At 42.0% G+C, this 17753-nt stretch carries 7 protein-coding genes; 6 read left to right on the top strand and 1 reads right to left on the bottom strand.

What is annotated here, in order from left to right; all coding sequences use genetic code 11:
* Nucleotides 1-204 precede the first annotated feature (204 nt).
* A complete protein-coding gene (locus tag AB1I63_04285; GenBank protein ID MEW4354103.1) occupies nt 205-624 on the top strand; it encodes a GNAT family protein in 420 nt (139 codons plus the stop codon).
* Between the two features lie 103 nt (nt 625-727).
* On the opposite strand, the gene AB1I63_04280 is transcribed toward AB1I63_04285, so the two are convergent.
* Complete coding sequence (locus tag AB1I63_04280) at nt 728-1591, bottom strand: IS982 family transposase (protein MEW4354102.1); 864 nt, start codon at nt 1589-1591, stop codon at nt 728-730.
* A gap of 577 nt (nt 1592-2168) precedes the next feature.
* On the opposite strand from AB1I63_04280, the gene AB1I63_04275 reads away from it, so the two are divergent.
* The 5 genes from AB1I63_04275 to lgt all read left to right on the top strand — a co-directional run bounded on the left by AB1I63_04275 (nt 2169) and on the right by lgt (nt 17747).
* Nucleotides 2169-13112, top strand: coding sequence for a GEVED domain-containing protein (locus AB1I63_04275; protein ID MEW4354101.1), 10944 nt, complete (start codon nt 2169-2171; stop codon nt 13110-13112).
* Nucleotides 13113-13537: 425 nt separating this feature from the next.
* A complete protein-coding gene (locus AB1I63_04270) occupies nt 13538-14290 on the top strand; it encodes an ABC transporter ATP-binding protein (GenBank protein ID MEW4354100.1) in 753 nt (250 codons plus the stop codon).
* On the top strand, nt 14271-15911 hold the full coding sequence (locus tag AB1I63_04265) for a hypothetical protein (GenBank protein MEW4354099.1): 1641 nt from the start codon (nt 14271-14273) through the stop codon (nt 15909-15911). The genes AB1I63_04270 and AB1I63_04265 overlap by 20 nt, the downstream gene beginning before the upstream one ends.
* Before the next feature lie 130 nt (nt 15912-16041).
* Entirely contained in the window at nt 16042-16974 is a 933-nt protein-coding gene (gene hprK / locus AB1I63_04260; protein MEW4354098.1) for an HPr(Ser) kinase/phosphatase, read from the top strand.
* Complete coding sequence (gene lgt, locus AB1I63_04255; protein ID MEW4354097.1) at nt 16971-17747, top strand: prolipoprotein diacylglyceryl transferase; 777 nt, start codon at nt 16971-16973, stop codon at nt 17745-17747. The genes hprK and lgt overlap by 4 nt, the downstream gene beginning before the upstream one ends.
* The last annotated feature ends 6 nt before the right edge of the window (nt 17748-17753 follow it).

The following is a 17753-nucleotide window of genomic DNA, read 5'->3' as shown; positions in this document are numbered from 1 at the left end:
TTCGTTCTTTTAGAAGAAAAGTATTTAGAGGCATTATAGGAAATTGGTTATTCTAAGGAGAAACCTAGATGGAAAGAGTATGACGTTTCGATAGTCCAGCGAACTATCGAAAGTTGTGGCTAAAGCTGACTTGGTCAGCATCCTAAATGTTTAGAGACTATCAATCTTTTCCTACTTTCCAAGACTTTCGTGCAAGTGGCATGTATGAGCGTTTCTTGCAGCCCCAATCGAGCTGGGATTTTTGCAGGAAATCGACTGATTGGAACGGTGTCTCGTTATTGGGAAAGTAGGGAAACAAGGTGGCTAGAGATTGGCTTAGCACTCTACGATGAGACAGATTGGGGACAGGGGTATGGTACCTATGCCTTGCCCCTTTGGGTTTCAAAGACCTTTGTAGACTTTCCAGAGTTAGAGCACATTGGTCTTACGACTTGGAGTGGCAATCACGACATGATGCGCTTGGCTGAGAAAGTGGGCTTCAAGCAGGAAGGTCGGATTTGTAAAGTTCGCTTTTTTGAAGGTATTTACTATGATAGTATGACATATGGTGTCTTGCGAGATGAATGGTTTCAAAGACTTAGCAAGAAAAAGAGGAAATATCAGATTGATTTTACAGTAATCTAGAGGTAAGTCCAGTAGTAGTACTCTTGACAGATGGCATCCAGTGAAGTTCTGTCTTTTATGAAAATGGATTGGTGGTAAATACATATAAATATTACTCGTGGTGCTAGTTAATCTCGAAGTATCTCAGATTGTAAGCCAGTATAATTTGCTCCAGCCTTAACTGCAGACCTGCTAAACTTCTAGTCAGTGTGTGTTCTATATCAAAAAGACCGCAAAGCTCTGAGAAGCGAGTCTCAATGGTTCGTCTCATAGCCATCAATTTCCAATGATTATGTTGTTTAGCTCCTGCCATATTTTGGCGTAAGGGAGTCCATAGATGATAGCCTTTTTGGGTCAAATGATCTTTAAGTTCCTTACTAAGATAGCCTAAATCTGCCAAAATATAAGGTTGTCGGCAATTTTCTAGTAAGTCATCAACTGCCCTAATATCATGGACTGATGCAGGTGTCACAACATAATTCAGAATATAGCCTGATAAAGTTACCAGCATGTGTACTTTGAATCCATAGAACCACAGATGTTTGGAAGCATTGTAGCCAATATCTGCTAAGTCGTTAAAAATACGTGTTCTATAGTTACGGGTAGGTTGGCAAAGTGGCAAGGGAAAGCTATCTATAATAACAATGGAACCAGGTGAGATTTTAGTATTCATTGCTTGTCTAATGACTTGAACTAACCAAATCAACTGTCTTGCTCGTCTATTAAAACGGCTTCGTTCAAGAAGATGACCACAAGGAAATAAGTAACAGAGACGGTAGAAATGACGTTGTGACTTAATCCCTAGTTCAGCTTGCAAGAGAAGTAAGACTAATAGAGATTGATCTGAAACCTTAGATAGACTGACATTATGACGATGTTTGAAAGATTTAGGACAATAATCCCTATACAGTTGATGACAAATTTTTGATAATTGCTTCAAATTCCATTGTAAGTGATGAGATTTAGCGGTATACTGTAAGTGGCTCATTTGGACTTCCTCCTGTTTGTTTCGGCACTTACAGTATAGTCTTTTTGAGTTTTTTATTGTAGTTTGAAATTAACTAGCACCACGAGTAAATATTGATAAAAAGTAGCAAGCGAGCCGTTGGCTTTAAGTTAGCAGATTGAACTGGATGGGAAATTCAAATCTGCACTAGCTAGAACTAATTGTGGTATCTATTTTGTGAGAAAAGGTATTGATTTATAAGTGATGAAAAATCTCTAAAGTTTGATTTAGAGATTTTTTGCTGTCTAAAAAGTAATTTATGCTAGGAAATTTTATAAAAATATCCTAGAAACCTCAGAAATTGTTCAAAATATCAAAAGTGTCTATAAACAAGTCAAAAATATTCGGAATTTAAGCATCAATATGATATTGTATTATTGATAGGTATTTTATATTATAGACAATTAGTGATATTAGATTTTAAGATCTATTCAAGCAGAGCAAAAAATAAAAATAGACACTTTTTCTGGTTATGACTTTTTCTAAAATAATTGTATCACTAAGTAGTATTAAATATAAAAACTGATTCATATTTATATTACTAAAAGGAGGAGAAACGATGTCGTATCAGAAAAAAGACCGTTTTTCAATTCGGAAGTTTAAGATTGGTGTAGGCTCTGTATTTTTAGGTTCATTCTTATTAGTAACTCCTCAGATTCAAGCTTTGGAGAATGCCGAAGTTGTTGAGGCTAAACCGGCGATTGAAGTGGTGTCAAATGGTGATGCCACTATCTCAACAGTAGGTGACTCAACAGAAACCGTAGTTACTGAGCAAACTTCAACTGATGAAGCAAAGTCAGTAGAGGAAGTACCAAAGGCTGATGAAGCAAAGTCAGTAGAGGAAGCACCAAAGGCTGAGGAAGCAAAGCCAGTAGAGGAAGCACCAAAGGCTGAGGAAGCAAAGTCAGTAGAGGAAGTATCAAAGACTGATGAAACAAAACCAGTAGCTGAAGAAGTAAAAGTTGAGGAAACATTAAAAGTAAAATCTACAAAACCAGTAGAAGCAAAGCTAGCTGAAAAAGTAGTATCTTCAAAAGAAGAAGTTGCAAAACTAGCTGAAATAGCGGTCGTTTCAGAGCGTGTGGCAGCAACTACTTACAAGGTGACTTATACAAACCAAGAGTCAGGTGACGTTGTTTATGCCTCAAATCACTCAGTTTCAGAGAAAACAACTCTTCCACAGGAAGAAGCAGTTGAGTTTCATATTTCTGTTGATGCAAAAACAGATTTGAAAGTACAGCCTGCTCTTCAAGGCTATAAGTTGGCAGAAAATCAAGCAGAAGTTCAAGCAGCGGTTGTGGTGGAGCGTGGTGGACGTAAGAATCTTGTTAATATCAATGTTGTCCGTGATGACCAAGCAGCAGCTGGAAACAACGATACAGAAGCTTACACTGGATTTAGATCGCTTCCGACAGAAAAGACCGAAGGCGAGTACAACTATACGACATCTCAGGCACAAAATTCTCAGGTCTTCAAAGAAGAAGCCAAGAAAGACCATGCGAATCTGATTAAACAGTTGACATGGTTGGACTGGGGTGATCCAACAGCAGCTCACAATTTAAAGACAGTTGGAAACCAACAAGCTCTTCAAGTAGGGTCATACTTTGAAAAAGAAATCTTCCCTGGTTACGTCGTTCGTGTGGAAGTAACAGGATTAAAGCCTTTTAGAGCTTCTGAAACTTATCGTCAGCGTGTAGAAGGAACGGATGCTGAATCTACCTATGATCCAAATGCGATTAATAACACGCTTGGGGATAAGAACGCACCTAAAGAGGTATTGGTTCTTCCTCAAGGATTCTACTCAGCGGCTGCTAAAGTAGGAATTAATGCAGGAGCTAAGCCAACCGTTGGTACTAATGTAAATGGTGCTGATGTTGGGGTTCAATTCAGCGTAAAAGCGACTTACCTGGGTCGAGAAGTGCCATCGGCTATCTTTATGACAACTGGTGAAGAAGCCGGTGGTGGTGAGATAGAGATGTATGTGGCAGACGGTGAACCATTTGAACTCTTGGGAGAACTCTCCAATGCTAATACAAAAGGTTCTTACTATCCACTTACTTTTGATTCTAGCTTGTATTTTTTGAAGGATAAAGCAGCTACAGGTGCAAATCCAGTAGATGTTCGTTTGGAATACTTAGCCAATGTCAATCCAGAAGCTTCACGGATCACCTTAGAAGGTCGTAAAGATAGGACTGGGACAATTGGGGACTTTAGAACCGGAGATGGTATTGGAACGAATGTCTTTGGACCAGTAGCTACCAGTCAAAATAATCGCTCGCTTCCAATTGTAATCTCCCGTAATGCCAAAAATGCAGAAGTCTATATTATGACATCAGGTCAGCAGTCCCTAATGCTTGGGGTAATCGCTTTTGACGAGGGAGATGCGCCAGAGTCTTATGGAGCGGCGTCTCATATCATCTCAGATAAGGTAAGCCAACCGTATCTTGGAAGTAGAAAAGCAGATTTGGATATTGCAGCTGAAGATGCTCCAAAAGAGAGATTTAAAACAGACGATCTCTTTAATGAAGCAGATGAAGGAGCGCGTCAATTAGTAGGCGATGCAGAAGTTCATGTGACGGCTAGTGGAGAAGAAACCTATAAACTTCATAAAGCAGATGAAAGCACTTATACGCTTAAAATCAAAGCAAGTCCAAATGCCAATGCAGAAGCTTTTGTTTATGCGTGGGCAGACTTTAATAATGATGGTAAGTTTGACGATAGCGAACGCTCAGAGCTTTTGACGGTCAATGCTCAAGGAGACTATGATCTTACATGGAATAACGTTCCACAGATGGTTGATCCGTCTGTTCGAAAAGTTGCTATTCGTACACGTATTGCTTTGAATCAGTTCGATATTGAAAAGCCAACAGGAATTGCCTATACAGGGGAAGTTGAAGATTTTGAAGTTCAAGTGACTCATCCACCACGTGGGGATAAGGAAACATCAAAAGGCTATGTTGGTGAAAAACAAACGATGAACATCGAGTTCCGTGTGGGTGGTACAAATCCTGTTGTAGATACATCGGATAATGGTCGTATTGAGTTTACAGCTTATGGTCGTCAAGAGTATGATTTTGATCAAGATAATATCATTGAAGACACTGCCGAGGTGAAAATTGTAGATCCAAGTGGTAATCTTGTAGATACATGGACAGAGCCTGGTCAAGGAACTTATGTCGTAACAGGTAAGACTATTACCTTCACACCAGAAGTAAGCTTTACAGGAACAGCGAAAGGGGTAGCTCTTCGCGTCACAGATAAAAATAAAGCAACGACAGCTTGGACGGCAGCAGATGTAAACGCTTCTGAGATTGAACTGCCAAATATCAATGATGGAAGTCATACATATACAACACCAAGCATGGATGCGGTATATATTCCAACTGTTATCAATAACAAACCAAAAGGTGAAAACAAAGAGACCTCAGACTATGTAGATGTTCCACAAACACAAAACGCTCTTGAAATGTTCAAAGAGTACACAGTAGATGACCAAGGAAATCCAACAGAGACGGTAACGGACAAAGAAGCGCTTAATAAAGACAGCCTTACCTTGATAGATGCCTCTGGCTCTCCTGCAACAACTGTGACAGTAGTAGAAGGAACTTATACATTGTCAGATGGTGTGATTACCTTCACTCCGAACAAAGGATATGAAGGTACAGCGACTTCTGTCACTGTTCGTATCGCAGATACAAGTGGTGATGAAGCAACAGCGACTTACACCCCAACTGTTATCAATAACAAACCAAAAGGTGAAAACAAAGAGACCTCAGACTATGTAGATGTTCCACAAACACAAAACGCTCTTGAAATGTTCAAAGAATACACAGTAGATGACCAAGGAAATCCAACAGAGACGGTAACGGACAAAGAAGCACTTAACAAAGACAGCCTTACCTTATTAGATGCTTCAGGAGCTCCTGCAACAACTGTAACAGTAGCAGAAGGAATGTATACATTGGCAGATGGTGTCATTACTTTCACTCCGAACAAAGGATATGAAGGTACAGCGACTTCTGTCACTGTTCGTATCGCAGATACAAGTGGTGATGAAGCAACAGCGACTTACACACCAACTGTTATCAATAACAAGCCAAAAGGAACTCCAGCAGAAACCAAAGGCCCTCAAGGTATTGCTCAAACAACAGATGCAAAAGCGATGTTTAAAGAGTACACAACAGATGCTCAAGGAAATCCAACCACTACTGAAACGGACAAAGAAAAGCTTGATATGACAAGCCTTACTCTTCTTGATGCTTCAGGCAATCCAACCAAGACTGTGACAGTGGATGGTGAAGGAACCTACACGTTAGGAGAGGATGGTATTATTACCTTCCAACCGATAGGAAGTTTCACTGGAACCGTTAAAAATCCAGTTCGTGTTCGTATTTCAGATGCAAGTGGTGATGAAGCAGAAACGACTTACACGCCAACTGTAGATCCAATTACGCCAACAGCAGATCCTTCTAAAACATCAGGAATTCAAGGAGCTACTCAAACGTCTCCGATTGTCTTTGGAGATGACAGCCAACCAAATTCTGTCAACTTCAAAGAAGGAGCATCCACAGCTCCAATTGATCCAGCAAGTGTGAAATTACTTGATGCGAATGGTCAAGCAGTTACCAAGACAGATGCTTTGGATGAAAAAGGGAATGTTATCGGTAGCTATGAACTTAAGGATGGAGCTATTATCTTCACTCCAGATGCAACATTTGTCGGAACACCTCAACCAGCTAAATTACAAGCGACAGATAAGAATGGTACAAAAGTTGAAACAACTTACACCCCAACCGTAACCGAAGTAACTCCAACAGGTAAGGATACAACCTCAACAGGTGTTCAAGGACAAACACAAGAAGGCACTCCAAGCTTTGAAGGTGGTGATGTAGCAGTACCAGTTACAATCTCATCTGACAATCCAGCTAAGTTTATCGATCCGACCACTGGAAAAGAAACAGATGCAACCGAACTTCCAGCTCTGAAAGATGGAAAACAAGTTGGTACATATACGCTTGATCCAGCGACTGGTAAGGTTACCTTTACACCAAACCCAGACTTCGTAGGTACTCCAGATGCGATTACAGTTCAAGCGAAAGACGCGAATGGTACACCAGCAACCGCAACTTACACCCCAACCGTAACCGAAGTAATTCCAACAGGTAAGGATACAACCTCAACAGGTGTTCAAGGACAAACACAAGAAGGCACTCCAAGCTTTGAAGGTGGCGATGTAGCAGTACCAGTTACAATCTCATCTGACAATCCAGCTAAGTTTATCGATCCGACCACTGGAAAAGAAACAGATGCAACCGAACTTCCAGCTCTGAAAGATGGAAAACAAGTTGGTACATATACGCTTGATCCAGCCACTGGTAAGGTCACCTTCACACCAAACCCAGACTTTGTAGGTACTCCAGATGCGATTACAGTTCAAGCGAAAGACGTGAATGGTACACCAGCAACCGCAACTTACACCCCAACCGTAACCGAAGTGAAGCCAACTGCAGAACCTTCTGCAACAACAGGACTTCAAGGTGCTAAACAAAGTTCTCCAATTACCTTTGGTGAGGATGATAGTGCAAAAACAATCAACTTCAAAGACGGTGATAAGGTTGTTAAGGTAGATCCAGCAACAGTGACGCTTCTAGATGCAGATGGAAAACCAGCTTCTACTGTTGAAGTCATGAAAGACGGCAAGAAAGTCGGAACTTATGAAATTGTAGATGGTGTCGTGGTCTTCACGCCAGAAAAAGACTTTGTAGGTGAAGCACCAGCAGTGACTATCCAAGCAGCAGATGCAAATGGCACAGCAGTTACTACGACTTATACCCCAACAGTAACTCCAGTAAAACCAACAGGAGAAAATACTTCATCAGTTGGTGTTCAAGGACAAGAACAAACTGGTACTCCAACTTTCAAACCAGGTGATGATTCAGTTCCTGTTACAATTTCAGCTGATAATCCAGCCAAGTTGATTGATCCAGAGACTGGTAAACCAACGGATGCGACTACGATTCCAGCCATGAAAGATGGAAAACAAGTTGGTACCTATACAATTGATTCAGCAACAGGAGAAGTAACCTTTAAACCAAATAAAGACTTTGTAGGAACACCAGATCCGGTAACTGTCCAAGCAACAGATGCGAACGGTACGCCAGCAACCGCTAAGTACAGTCCAACAGTAACCGAAGTGAAACCAACAGGTGAAGATACAACTTCAACAGGTAAACAAGGTCAAGAACAGACTGGTACACCGACCTTTGAAGGTGGAGATCCAGCAGTACCAGTTACTATCTCAGCTGAAAATCCAGCTAAGTTAATCGATCCAGAGACTGGTAAACCAACGGATGCAACTACGATTCCAGCTATGAAAGATGGAAAACAAGTTGGTACATATACACTTGATCCAGCAACAGGTGAGGTAACATTCCAACCAAATAAAGACTTTGTAGGAACGCCAGATCCTGTTACAGTTCAAGCGACCGATTCAAACGGTACGCCAGTCACCGCTAAGTACAGCCCAACTGTAGAAGGTGTAACACCAACAGGCGAAGACGCCACTTCAACAGGTAAGCAAGGTCAAACACAAACAGGCACTCCAGTCTTCAAGGAAGGTGACGAGCTTGTACCATTGAGTGACGAGCCAGCTAAGTTGATTGATCCTAAGACAGGTGACGAAGTTACAAGCGTCACCATTCCAGGCGAAGGAACCTACATAGTTGATGAAGATGGAAATGTGACCTTCACTCCAGACCCAAGTTTCACAGGTGATGGAACAGGTGTCACTGTGAAACGTACAGATTCAAATGGTACTCCAGTGACCGCTAAATACACCCCAACAGTAGAAGGCGTAACACCAACAGGCGAAGATGCCACTTCAACAGGTAAGCAAGGTCAAGAACAGACTGGCACTCCGGTCTTCAAGGAAGGCGATGAGCTTGTACCATTGAGTGACGAGCCAGCTAAGTTGATTGATCCTAAGACAGGTGACGAAGTTACAAGCGTCACCATTCCAGGCGAAGGAACCTACACAGTTGATCCAACAGGTAAGGTAACCTTCACTCCAGATCCAAGCTTCACAGGCGATGGAACAGGTGTCACTGTGAAACGTACAGATAAGAACGGAACCCCAGTCACCGCTAAGTACAACCCAACTGTAGAAGGTGTAACACCAACAGGCGAAGACGCCACTTCAACAGGTAAGCAAGGTCAAACACAAACAGGCACTCCAGTCTTCAAGGAAGGTGACGAGCTTGTACCATTGAGTGACGAGCCAGCTAAGTTGATTGATCCTAAGACAGGTGACGAAGTTACAAGCGTCACCATTCCAGGCGAAGGAACCTACACAGTTGATGAAGATGGAAACGTAACCTTCACTCCAGACCCAAGCTTCACAGGCGAAGGTTCAGGTGTTGAAGTGAAGCGTACAGATTCAAATGGTACTCCAGTCACAGCTAAATACACTCCAACAGTAGAAGGTGTAACCCCAACAGGCGAAGATGCAACTTCAACAGGTAAGCAAGGCGAAGAACAAACAGGAACTCCAGTCTTCAAGGAAGGCGATGAGCTTGTACCATTGAGCGACGAGCCAGCTAAGTTGATTGATCCTAAGACAGGTGACGAAGTCACAAGTGTAACAATTCCAAGTGAAGGAACCTACACAGTTGATGAAGATGGAAACGTAACCTTTACGCCAGACCCAAGCTTCTTAGGTAAAGGTTCAGGGGTTGAAGTGAAACGTACAGATAAGAACGGTACGCCAGTCACCGCTAAGTACACCCCGACTGTCACTCCAGTAACCCCAACAGGTGAAAATGTGACTTCAACAGGAAAACAAGGTGAAGAGCAAGAAGGAACTCCAACCTTCAAGAATGGTGATGGAACTCCACTTGTTCCAGACGCTTCTAATCCAGCTAAGTTGATTGATCCTAAGACAGGTGACGAAGTCACAAGTGTAACGATTCCAGGTGAAGGAACCTACACTGTTGATCCAACAGGTAAGGTAACCTTCACTCCAGAAAAAGACTTTACAGGAACTGGAACAGGTGTAACAGTTATCGCTAAAGATAAGAATGGCACACCAGCTAAATCAACTTACACACCAGGTGTAACACCAAACACCCCACCAACCGGTACGTCACCAACAGTAACCGTACCACAAGGCAGCACGTCAATCACTGATGAAGACTTGATTTCTTCAGTCATTCCAAATGACAAGGAAGACGGAACAGATGTTACCGTAACAATCAAGGATAACCCAGTTGATTATAACGTTCCAGGCACTTATGAAGTAACCTTCGTGGTGACAGATAAGGGTGGTTTGACAACCGAAGTCAAGAAGACAGTGGTTGTCACGCCAAACACTCCACCAACTGGCACTTCACCAACCGTAACCGTACCACAAGGTAGCACGCCAATTACTGATGAAGACTTGATTTCTTCAGTTATTCCAAATGACAAGGAAGATGGCACAGATGTTACCGTAACAATCAAGGATAACCCAGTTGATTACAACGTTCCAGGCACTTATGAAGTAACCTTCGTAGTGACAGATAAGGGTGGTTTGACAACCGAAGTTAAGAAGACAGTGGTTGTAACACCAAACACCCCACCAACCGGTACGTCACCAACAGTAACCGTACCACAAGGCAGCACGCCAATCACTGATGAAGACTTGATTTCTTCAGTCATTCCAAATGACAAGGAAGACGGCACAGATGTTACCGTAACAATCAAGGATAACCCAGTTGATTATAACGTTCCAGGCACTTATGAAGTAACCTTCGTAGTGACAGATAAGGGTGGTTTGACAACCGAAGTTAAGAAGACCGTAGTTGTCACACCAAACACTCCACCAACTGGTACGTCACCAACAGTAACCGTACCACAAGGAAGCACACCAATCACTGATGAAGACTTGATTTCTTCAGTTGTACCAAATGATAAGGAAGACGGAACAGATGTTACCGTAACAATCAAGGATAACCCAGTTGATTACAACGTTCCAGGCACTTATGAAGTAACCTTCGTGGTGACAGACAAGGGAGGCTTGACAACTGAAGTTAAGAAGACAGTGGTTGTAACGCCAAACACTCCACCAACTGGCACCTCACCAACAATAACCGTACCACAAGGCAGCACGCCAATCACTGATGAAGACTTGATTTCTTCAGTCATTCCAAATGACAAAGAAGATGGTACAGATGTTACCGTAACGATCAAAGATAACCCAGTTAATTACGATGTGCCAGGTGTGTATGAAGTGACCTTCGAGGTGACAGATAAGGGAGGCTTGACAACTGAAGTTAAGAAGACAGTAGTTGTCACACCGAAACCAGTAACTCCAGCCATTCCAACAGATCCAATCATCGTTGAGCAAGATACACCAATCACGCCAGATGATGTGGCTAAAAATGTGAAATTGCCAGACGGAGCTAAGATTAGTAAAGTTGGTAAGATTCCAACAACTGAAATTCCAGGTAAACAACCAAGCGTCACAGTGACAGTTGAATTGCCAAATGGAGATTTGGTAGATGTTGAAGTACCAGTCTTTGTCACACCGAAACCAGTTGTACCAAATACACCTCCAACAGGTACATCGCCAGCTGTAACCGTATCACAAGGCAGCACGCCAATCACTGATGAAGACTTGATTTCTTCAGTCATTCCAAATGACAAAGAAGATGGTACAGATGTTACCGTAACGATCAAAGATAACCCAGTTGATTACAACGTTCCAGGCACTTATGAAGTAACCTTCGTGGTGACAGACAAGGGAGGCTTGACAACTGAAGTTAAGAAGACAGTGGTTGTAACGCCAAACACTCCACCAACTGGCACCTCACCAACAATAACCGTACCACAAGGCAGCACGCCAATCACTGATGAAGACTTGATTTCTTCAGTCATTCCAAATGACAAAGAAGATGGTACAGATGTTACCGTAACGATCAAAGATAACCCAGTTAATTACGATGTGCCAGGTGTGTATGAAGTGACCTTCGAGGTGACAGATAAGGGAGGCTTGACAACTGAAGTTAAGAAGACAGTAGTTGTCACACCGAAACCAGTAACTCCAGCCATTCCAACAGATCCAATCATCGTTGAGCAAGATACACCAATCACGCCAGATGATGTGGCTAAAAATGTGAAATTGCCAGACGGAGCTAAGATTAGTAAAGTTGGTAAGATTCCAACAACTGAAATTCCAGGTAAACAACCAAGCGTCACAGTGACAGTTGAATTGCCAAATGGAGATTTGGTAGATGTTGAAGTACCAGTCTTTGTCACACCGAAACCAGTTGTACCAAATACACCTCCAACAGGTACATCGCCAGCTGTAACCGTATCACAAGGCAGCACGCCAATCAGCGATGAAGACTTGATTGCTTCAGTCACTCCAAATGACAAGGAAGACGGAACGGATGTTACCGTAACGATCAAGGATAACCCAGTTAATTACGATGTGCCAGGTGTGTATGAAGTGACCTTCGTAGTAACTGACAAGGGGGGCTTGACAACTGAAGTTAAGAAGACAGTGGTTGTCACACCGAAACCAGTAACTCCAGCCATTCCAACAGATCCAATCATCGTTGAGCAAGATACACCAATCACGCCAGATGATGTGGCTAAAAATGTGAAATTACCAGATGGTGCTAAGATTAGTAAAGTTGGTAAGATTCCAACGACTGAAATCCCAGGTAAACAACCAAGCGTCACAGTGACAGTTGAATTGCCAAATGGAGAGTTGGTAGAGGTAGAAGTACCAGTATTTGTGACACCAAAACCAGTTGTACCAAATACACCGCCAACCGGAACCTCACCAACGGTAACCGTACTACAAGGTAGCACACCAATCACTGATGAAGATTTGATTGCTTCTGTCATTCTAAATGACAAGGAAGACGGAACGGATGTTACCGTAATGATCAAGGATAACCCAGTTGATTACAATGTTCCAGGTGTGTATGAAGTGACCTTCGTAGTGACTGATAAGGGTGGCTTGACAACTGAAGTTAAGAAGACAGTAGTTGTCACACCGAAACCAGTAACCCCAGCCATTCCAACAGATCCAATCATCGTTGAGCAAGATACACCAATCACGCCAGATGATGTGGCTAAAAATGTGAAATTGCCAGACGGAGCTAAGATTAGTAAAGTTGGTAAGATTCCAACAACTGAAATCCCAGGTAAACAACCAAGCGTCACAGTAACAGTTGAATTGCCAAATGGAGAGTTGGTAGAGGTAGAAGTACCAGTCTTTGTGGCACCAAAACCACAAGAACCAGGAGTGGATGTACCAGCTGAGCCTGCTAAACCAGCTGCACCAGTAATTCCACAAGCACCAGTTTCAAAAGAAGTACCAGCTCAAGTAGCAGAGAAGAAGATGGAAACTTTACCGAAGACAGGTGAAAGCTCTTCAGCATTGACACTTCTTGGAGCACTTTCAGCAGGTCTTGGACTTCTTGGAGTGACAAAACGTCGTAAAAAAGAAGATTAGTCTTAGATAGATTGAGTATATAAAAGACCAATCTCTTGATTCACAATCTTACTTTTACAAGAATCGTGTCTTTGCAGTAAAAATGCGACTGACATATGACTACTATTTCGGGGAATTCAGATAAACGAACCACTGTTTGTAGTAGCGTTTGCAGTAGAAGATACTGAAGACATCCAAAAACGACGGAAATAAGATGAGAGAGGATTATATCCTCTCTTATTTTTTATTAAAATGTTGAATATTTTTCATCCATCTTTAAAAAATATGTTATAATAAATTTAATATAAAATTTTCACAAAAGCATGACCGTCTATCCTCAAGAAATATCCGAATCGTGAGATTGTGATAGTTCTAGCATAAGAGCCATTGGTTGTTTTCCTGTTTGATGAAGGAAAGCAAGTGAAAAATAGAAAAGGAGAATTCAGATGATTGAATTTAAGGATGTAACCAAGGTATATGACGATAAGATTGCGCTCAATCAGCTCAATTTGACCATTAACAGTGGAGAGATTGTCGGCTTGATTGGTCACAATGGGGCAGGTAAGTCCACGACGATTAAGTCGCTGGTCAGTGTCATCAATCCAACAAGGGGACAGATCTTTGTCGATGGAGACGAACTCTCGGAAAATCGGTTGGCGATTAAGCAAAAAATTGGTTATGTAGCAGATTCTCCGGATTTATTCTTGCGTTTGACGGCAAATGAATTTTGGGAGTTGGTGGCGACAGCTTACGATATGGAAACAGTGGAATTCCAAGGTCGTTTAGAAAGCTTGCTAGATTTGTTTGATTTTGCAAGTCATCGATATGAAGTGATTGAGTCTTTTTCTCACGGGATGCGTCAAAAAGTCTTTGTCATCGGAGCACTCTTGTCAGATCCTGATATTTGGGTCTTGGATGAGCCGTTGACTGGGCTAGATCCGCAGGCAGCCTTTGATCTCAAGCAGATGATGCGTGAGCATGCGGATAAGGGAAATACCGTCCTTTTTTCAACCCATGTCTTAGAAGTCGCTGAGCAACTGTGTGATCGTATCGCTATTTTGAAAAAAGGAGAGCTCATCTTTTTTGGCACGATTCAGGAACTAAAAGGTCAACATCCAGAAAAATCTTTAGAAACGATTTATCTGGATTTAGCAGGTCGAAGAGAAGAGGTGAGCGAAGATGCGTCTGAAAGCTATTAAAACCCTAACAAGAATCAATATTCTCTACTCTGTACCGCCTTCTAACCTTGCCCAATATCGGAGAAAACAAGCAAAAAATCCAACTAAACCTCTCAATGTAGCAAAAAGGCTAATTTTGACCTATGGAAGTGTAGGGATTCTCTATCTCTTCTTGTTTGGGATGCAGGCGGTGGTCTTTCCTCTGCCAGAGTTTCCAGGTATTTTTACAAATCTGATTGGTATGTTTTTCCTCTATATTTTTTCACAAGGATTTTTATCCTTCTACAATGTCTTTTATGAGAGCAAAGATTTGCAAGCCTATCGTCCCTACGCTTTTAGTGAAGCAGAGATTATGCTTGGAAAAGGCATTTCGGTCTTACTTCCCTGCTTGATAGGGGTCTTTCCGATTGTGGCTTACATCATCGGACTTCAGCTTCAAGCAGGTAATCCCATTTGGCTTTCGATTCTAATTGTCCTTCTATCTAGTGCTCTGATTTTTGTTAATTTGTCCTTCTTGCTTTTAGTGGGTGTGCATTTTGTGACCAAGACCAGCATTTTTCGTCAGTATAAGAAAATCTTATCAAACCTTTTTATTGCGATTGCCAGTCTCGTTGGTTTTGGAGCCATTATACTAGCAAATATGGGAAATAGCAGGATTAGTGAAGATGGAACGATAGTGGATAGTAGCAGTTACTTCCCATTTATGAAACCTTTTCATGATTTTGGAGTAGCCCCATTTTCTAAAGACTCACTTCTAGGAATCGGTGCTTGGCTTTTGGTGACTGCCTTATTAGGCTTTGTGATTTATAAGAAAGTATTACCAGAATTTTATGAGGCAGCAGTAAAGACGACTTCCATTGTCAATAAAGTCAAACGTAGCAAGGCTTTATCGCTCGGCAGTGTCAAGGATTTTCCAAATTTTGTCTGGCGTTACCAGCTCAATCTCATTAGTGATGGATCTGTATTTTTACAGTCCGTCTTGATGCCGAGTTTACTAGCTTACATGTTCTGTCTCCCTGTGCTTATATCTGGAGATGTGCGGCATCCTGAGCTGTTTACTTCCTTCTTTTCTTTGCGTTATGGGGTGACCTTTATCTTATTAACAGTTTTTATTGCTAGTGTGAGTGTTGGAGGAGCAAATCTGACCGCTATTGGTTTGTCACTTGAACGTGAAAATTATGATTATTTAAAGGTCTTACCGATTGATATGAAACGCTATATGCGCTTAAAATTCTGGTATCTGACTCTTTTACAATCTATCGTTCCGCTTATCTTACTTTTGATATTCTGTCTCTTTATGGGCTTGCCTCTTTCCATAACGTTCTTAATGGTAGTAGTTTGGGTTATAACCTCCCTAGGATGGAGTGCTTGGGGCTATCAGTGGGATAAGAAGCACATGGTGACCAATTGGTCCAATGTCACAGAGCTCTTTAACCGTGGCAATAACACCCTTAAGATGCTGTTGGCCATGCTTGCATTTTGTGCTTATATGGCTATTGCTATTTTTGCAACCATCATGATTTATCATCTACCAGAGCATATGGGCTATGTTTTGACAGTGCTTGTTTTCATAGTTGTGTTAAGCTTATCCATTTGGGCTATGATTTATTATTTGAAAAAATTAGACGATATGGCTGATTAAAGCAGGTAGGATTTCAAAGGAGTATCTTTGAAATCTCCTGCTTTTTCTTTTTTCAGTCCATAAACAGGGCTTTTGGCATACGAAATCTAAAAAATTTGCTATAATGGAAAGAGAAGAAAAAGGGGGAAGTATGAGCGTAAAAGTCAAAGATTTACTAAAAAAAGTCCGTTTAACCTTGGTCTATGGAGACGAGGAAATGTTGGAAAAAGAAATTACCACATCTGATATTGCCCGTCCGGGGCTTGAGATGACGGGGTATTTTGATTATTATACTCCTGAGCGGATTCAGCTCATGGGGATGAAGGAGTGGTCCTACCTCACCAAGATGACTTCTCATAATCGTTATCAAGTGTTGCTTAAAATGTTGCAGGAAGAAACGCCGATGATGATTGTGGCGCGCAATTTAGAGATTCCTGAGGAAATGCTTGAAGCAGCTAAGGAAAAGCGTGTGCCAATCGTGAGTAGTCATGTGCCAACGAGTCGCTTGTCAGGGGAAATCTCAGCTTACTTGGATTCACGCTTGGCAACAAGGACCAGCATTCATGGAGTTCTGATGGATATTTATGGCATGGGGGTCTTGATTCAGGGAGATAGCGGTATTGGAAAGAGCGAGACAGGATTAGAGCTTGTCAAGCGTGGTCATCGCTTGGTCGCTGATGATCGTGTGGATATCTATGCCAAGGATGAATCTACCTTGTGGGGAGAACCTGCTGAAATTCTCAAACACTTGTTAGAAATCCGTGGCGTGGGGATTATTGATGTTATGAGCCTTTACGGAGCAAGTGCGGTCAAGGATTCTTCTCAAGTTCAGCTGGCTGTTTACTTGGAAAACTACGATACAACCAAAACATTTGACCGTTTGGGCAATAACGCCGAAGAGTTTGAAGTGTCCGGTGTATCCATTCCTCGCATTCGTATTCCTGTTAAAACAGGGCGGAATATCTCTGTCGTGATTGAAGCGGCAGCCATGAATTTCCGTGCCAAAGAAATGGGATTTGATGCGACCAAGACCTTTGAAGAGCGCTTGACAAATTTGATTCGCGAAAATGAGGTGAAAGAATGATTGATCCGATAGCGATTCAGTTCGGTCCCTTGAGCATTCGTTGGTATGCCATTTGTATCATCACAGGTCTCTTAGTGGCGGTTTATCTGGCTCGCAAAGAAGCGCCACGCAAGAATATTTTTCCAGATGATGTCTTGGATTTTATCCTGCTTGCTTTTCCCTTATCTTTAGTGGGAGCAAGGCTCTATTATGTAGTCTTTAGCTGGGATTATTACAGCCAGCATTTGGGCGAGATTATTGAGATTTGGAATGGTGGAATTGCCATCTATGGTGGGCTTTTGACAGGAGCTTTGGTCTTGTATGTCTTTTCGCAGCGCAAGCTCATCAATCCTTTGGATTTTTTGGATATTGCAGCTCCAGGTGTCATGATTGCCCAAAGTTTGGGACGCTGGGGGAATTTCTTTAATCAGGAAGCTTACGGTGCTATTGTGAAGAATCTGGATTATTTACCAAGTTTTATCCGCAATCAGATGTATATTGATGGTCAGTACCGCCAGCCAACCTTTTTATATGAATCTCTGTGGAATCTGCTTGGTTTTGCCTTGATTATGGTCTTGCGCAGACGTCCTCATTTCTTGAAACGTGGAGATGTTACCGCTTTTTACCTCATTTGGTATGGGATTGGTCGGATGATGATTGAGGGGATGAGGACAGATAGTCTGATGCTTGGTGGATTGCGTGTGTCTCAGTGGTTATCAGCGATTTTAATCGTGATAGGTCTTGCCCTTACTATCTACCAACATCGCAAACAAGATACCCCTTATTACGAATAGAATTGG

The sequence above is a fragment of the Streptococcus pneumoniae genome (assembly GCA_040719455.1).
Classification (GTDB): Bacteria; Bacillota; Bacilli; order Lactobacillales; family Streptococcaceae; genus Streptococcus; species Streptococcus pneumoniae_G.
The sequence above is the reverse complement of the archived record's forward strand: the minus strand, read 5'-3'. Positions and strand labels throughout refer to the sequence as shown.

Coding starts and splice junctions, on each gene's coding strand:
- lgt (MEW4354097.1), top strand. CDS start 16,971: ATGATTGATCCGATAGCGATTCAGTTCGGTCCCTTGAGCATTCGTTGG.
- hprK (MEW4354098.1), top strand. CDS start 16,042: ATGAGCGTAAAAGTCAAAGATTTACTAAAAAAAGTCCGTTTAACCTTG.
- AB1I63_04275 (MEW4354101.1), top strand. CDS start 2,169: ATGTCGTATCAGAAAAAAGACCGTTTTTCAATTCGGAAGTTTAAGATT.
- AB1I63_04285 (MEW4354103.1), top strand. CDS start 205: ATGAGCGTTTCTTGCAGCCCCAATCGAGCTGGGATTTTTGCAGGAAAT.
- AB1I63_04265 (MEW4354099.1), top strand. CDS start 14,271: ATGCGTCTGAAAGCTATTAAAACCCTAACAAGAATCAATATTCTCTAC.
- AB1I63_04270 (MEW4354100.1), top strand. CDS start 13,538: ATGATTGAATTTAAGGATGTAACCAAGGTATATGACGATAAGATTGCG.
- AB1I63_04280 (MEW4354102.1), bottom strand. CDS start 1,591: ATGAGCCACTTACAGTATACCGCTAAATCTCATCACTTACAATGGAAT.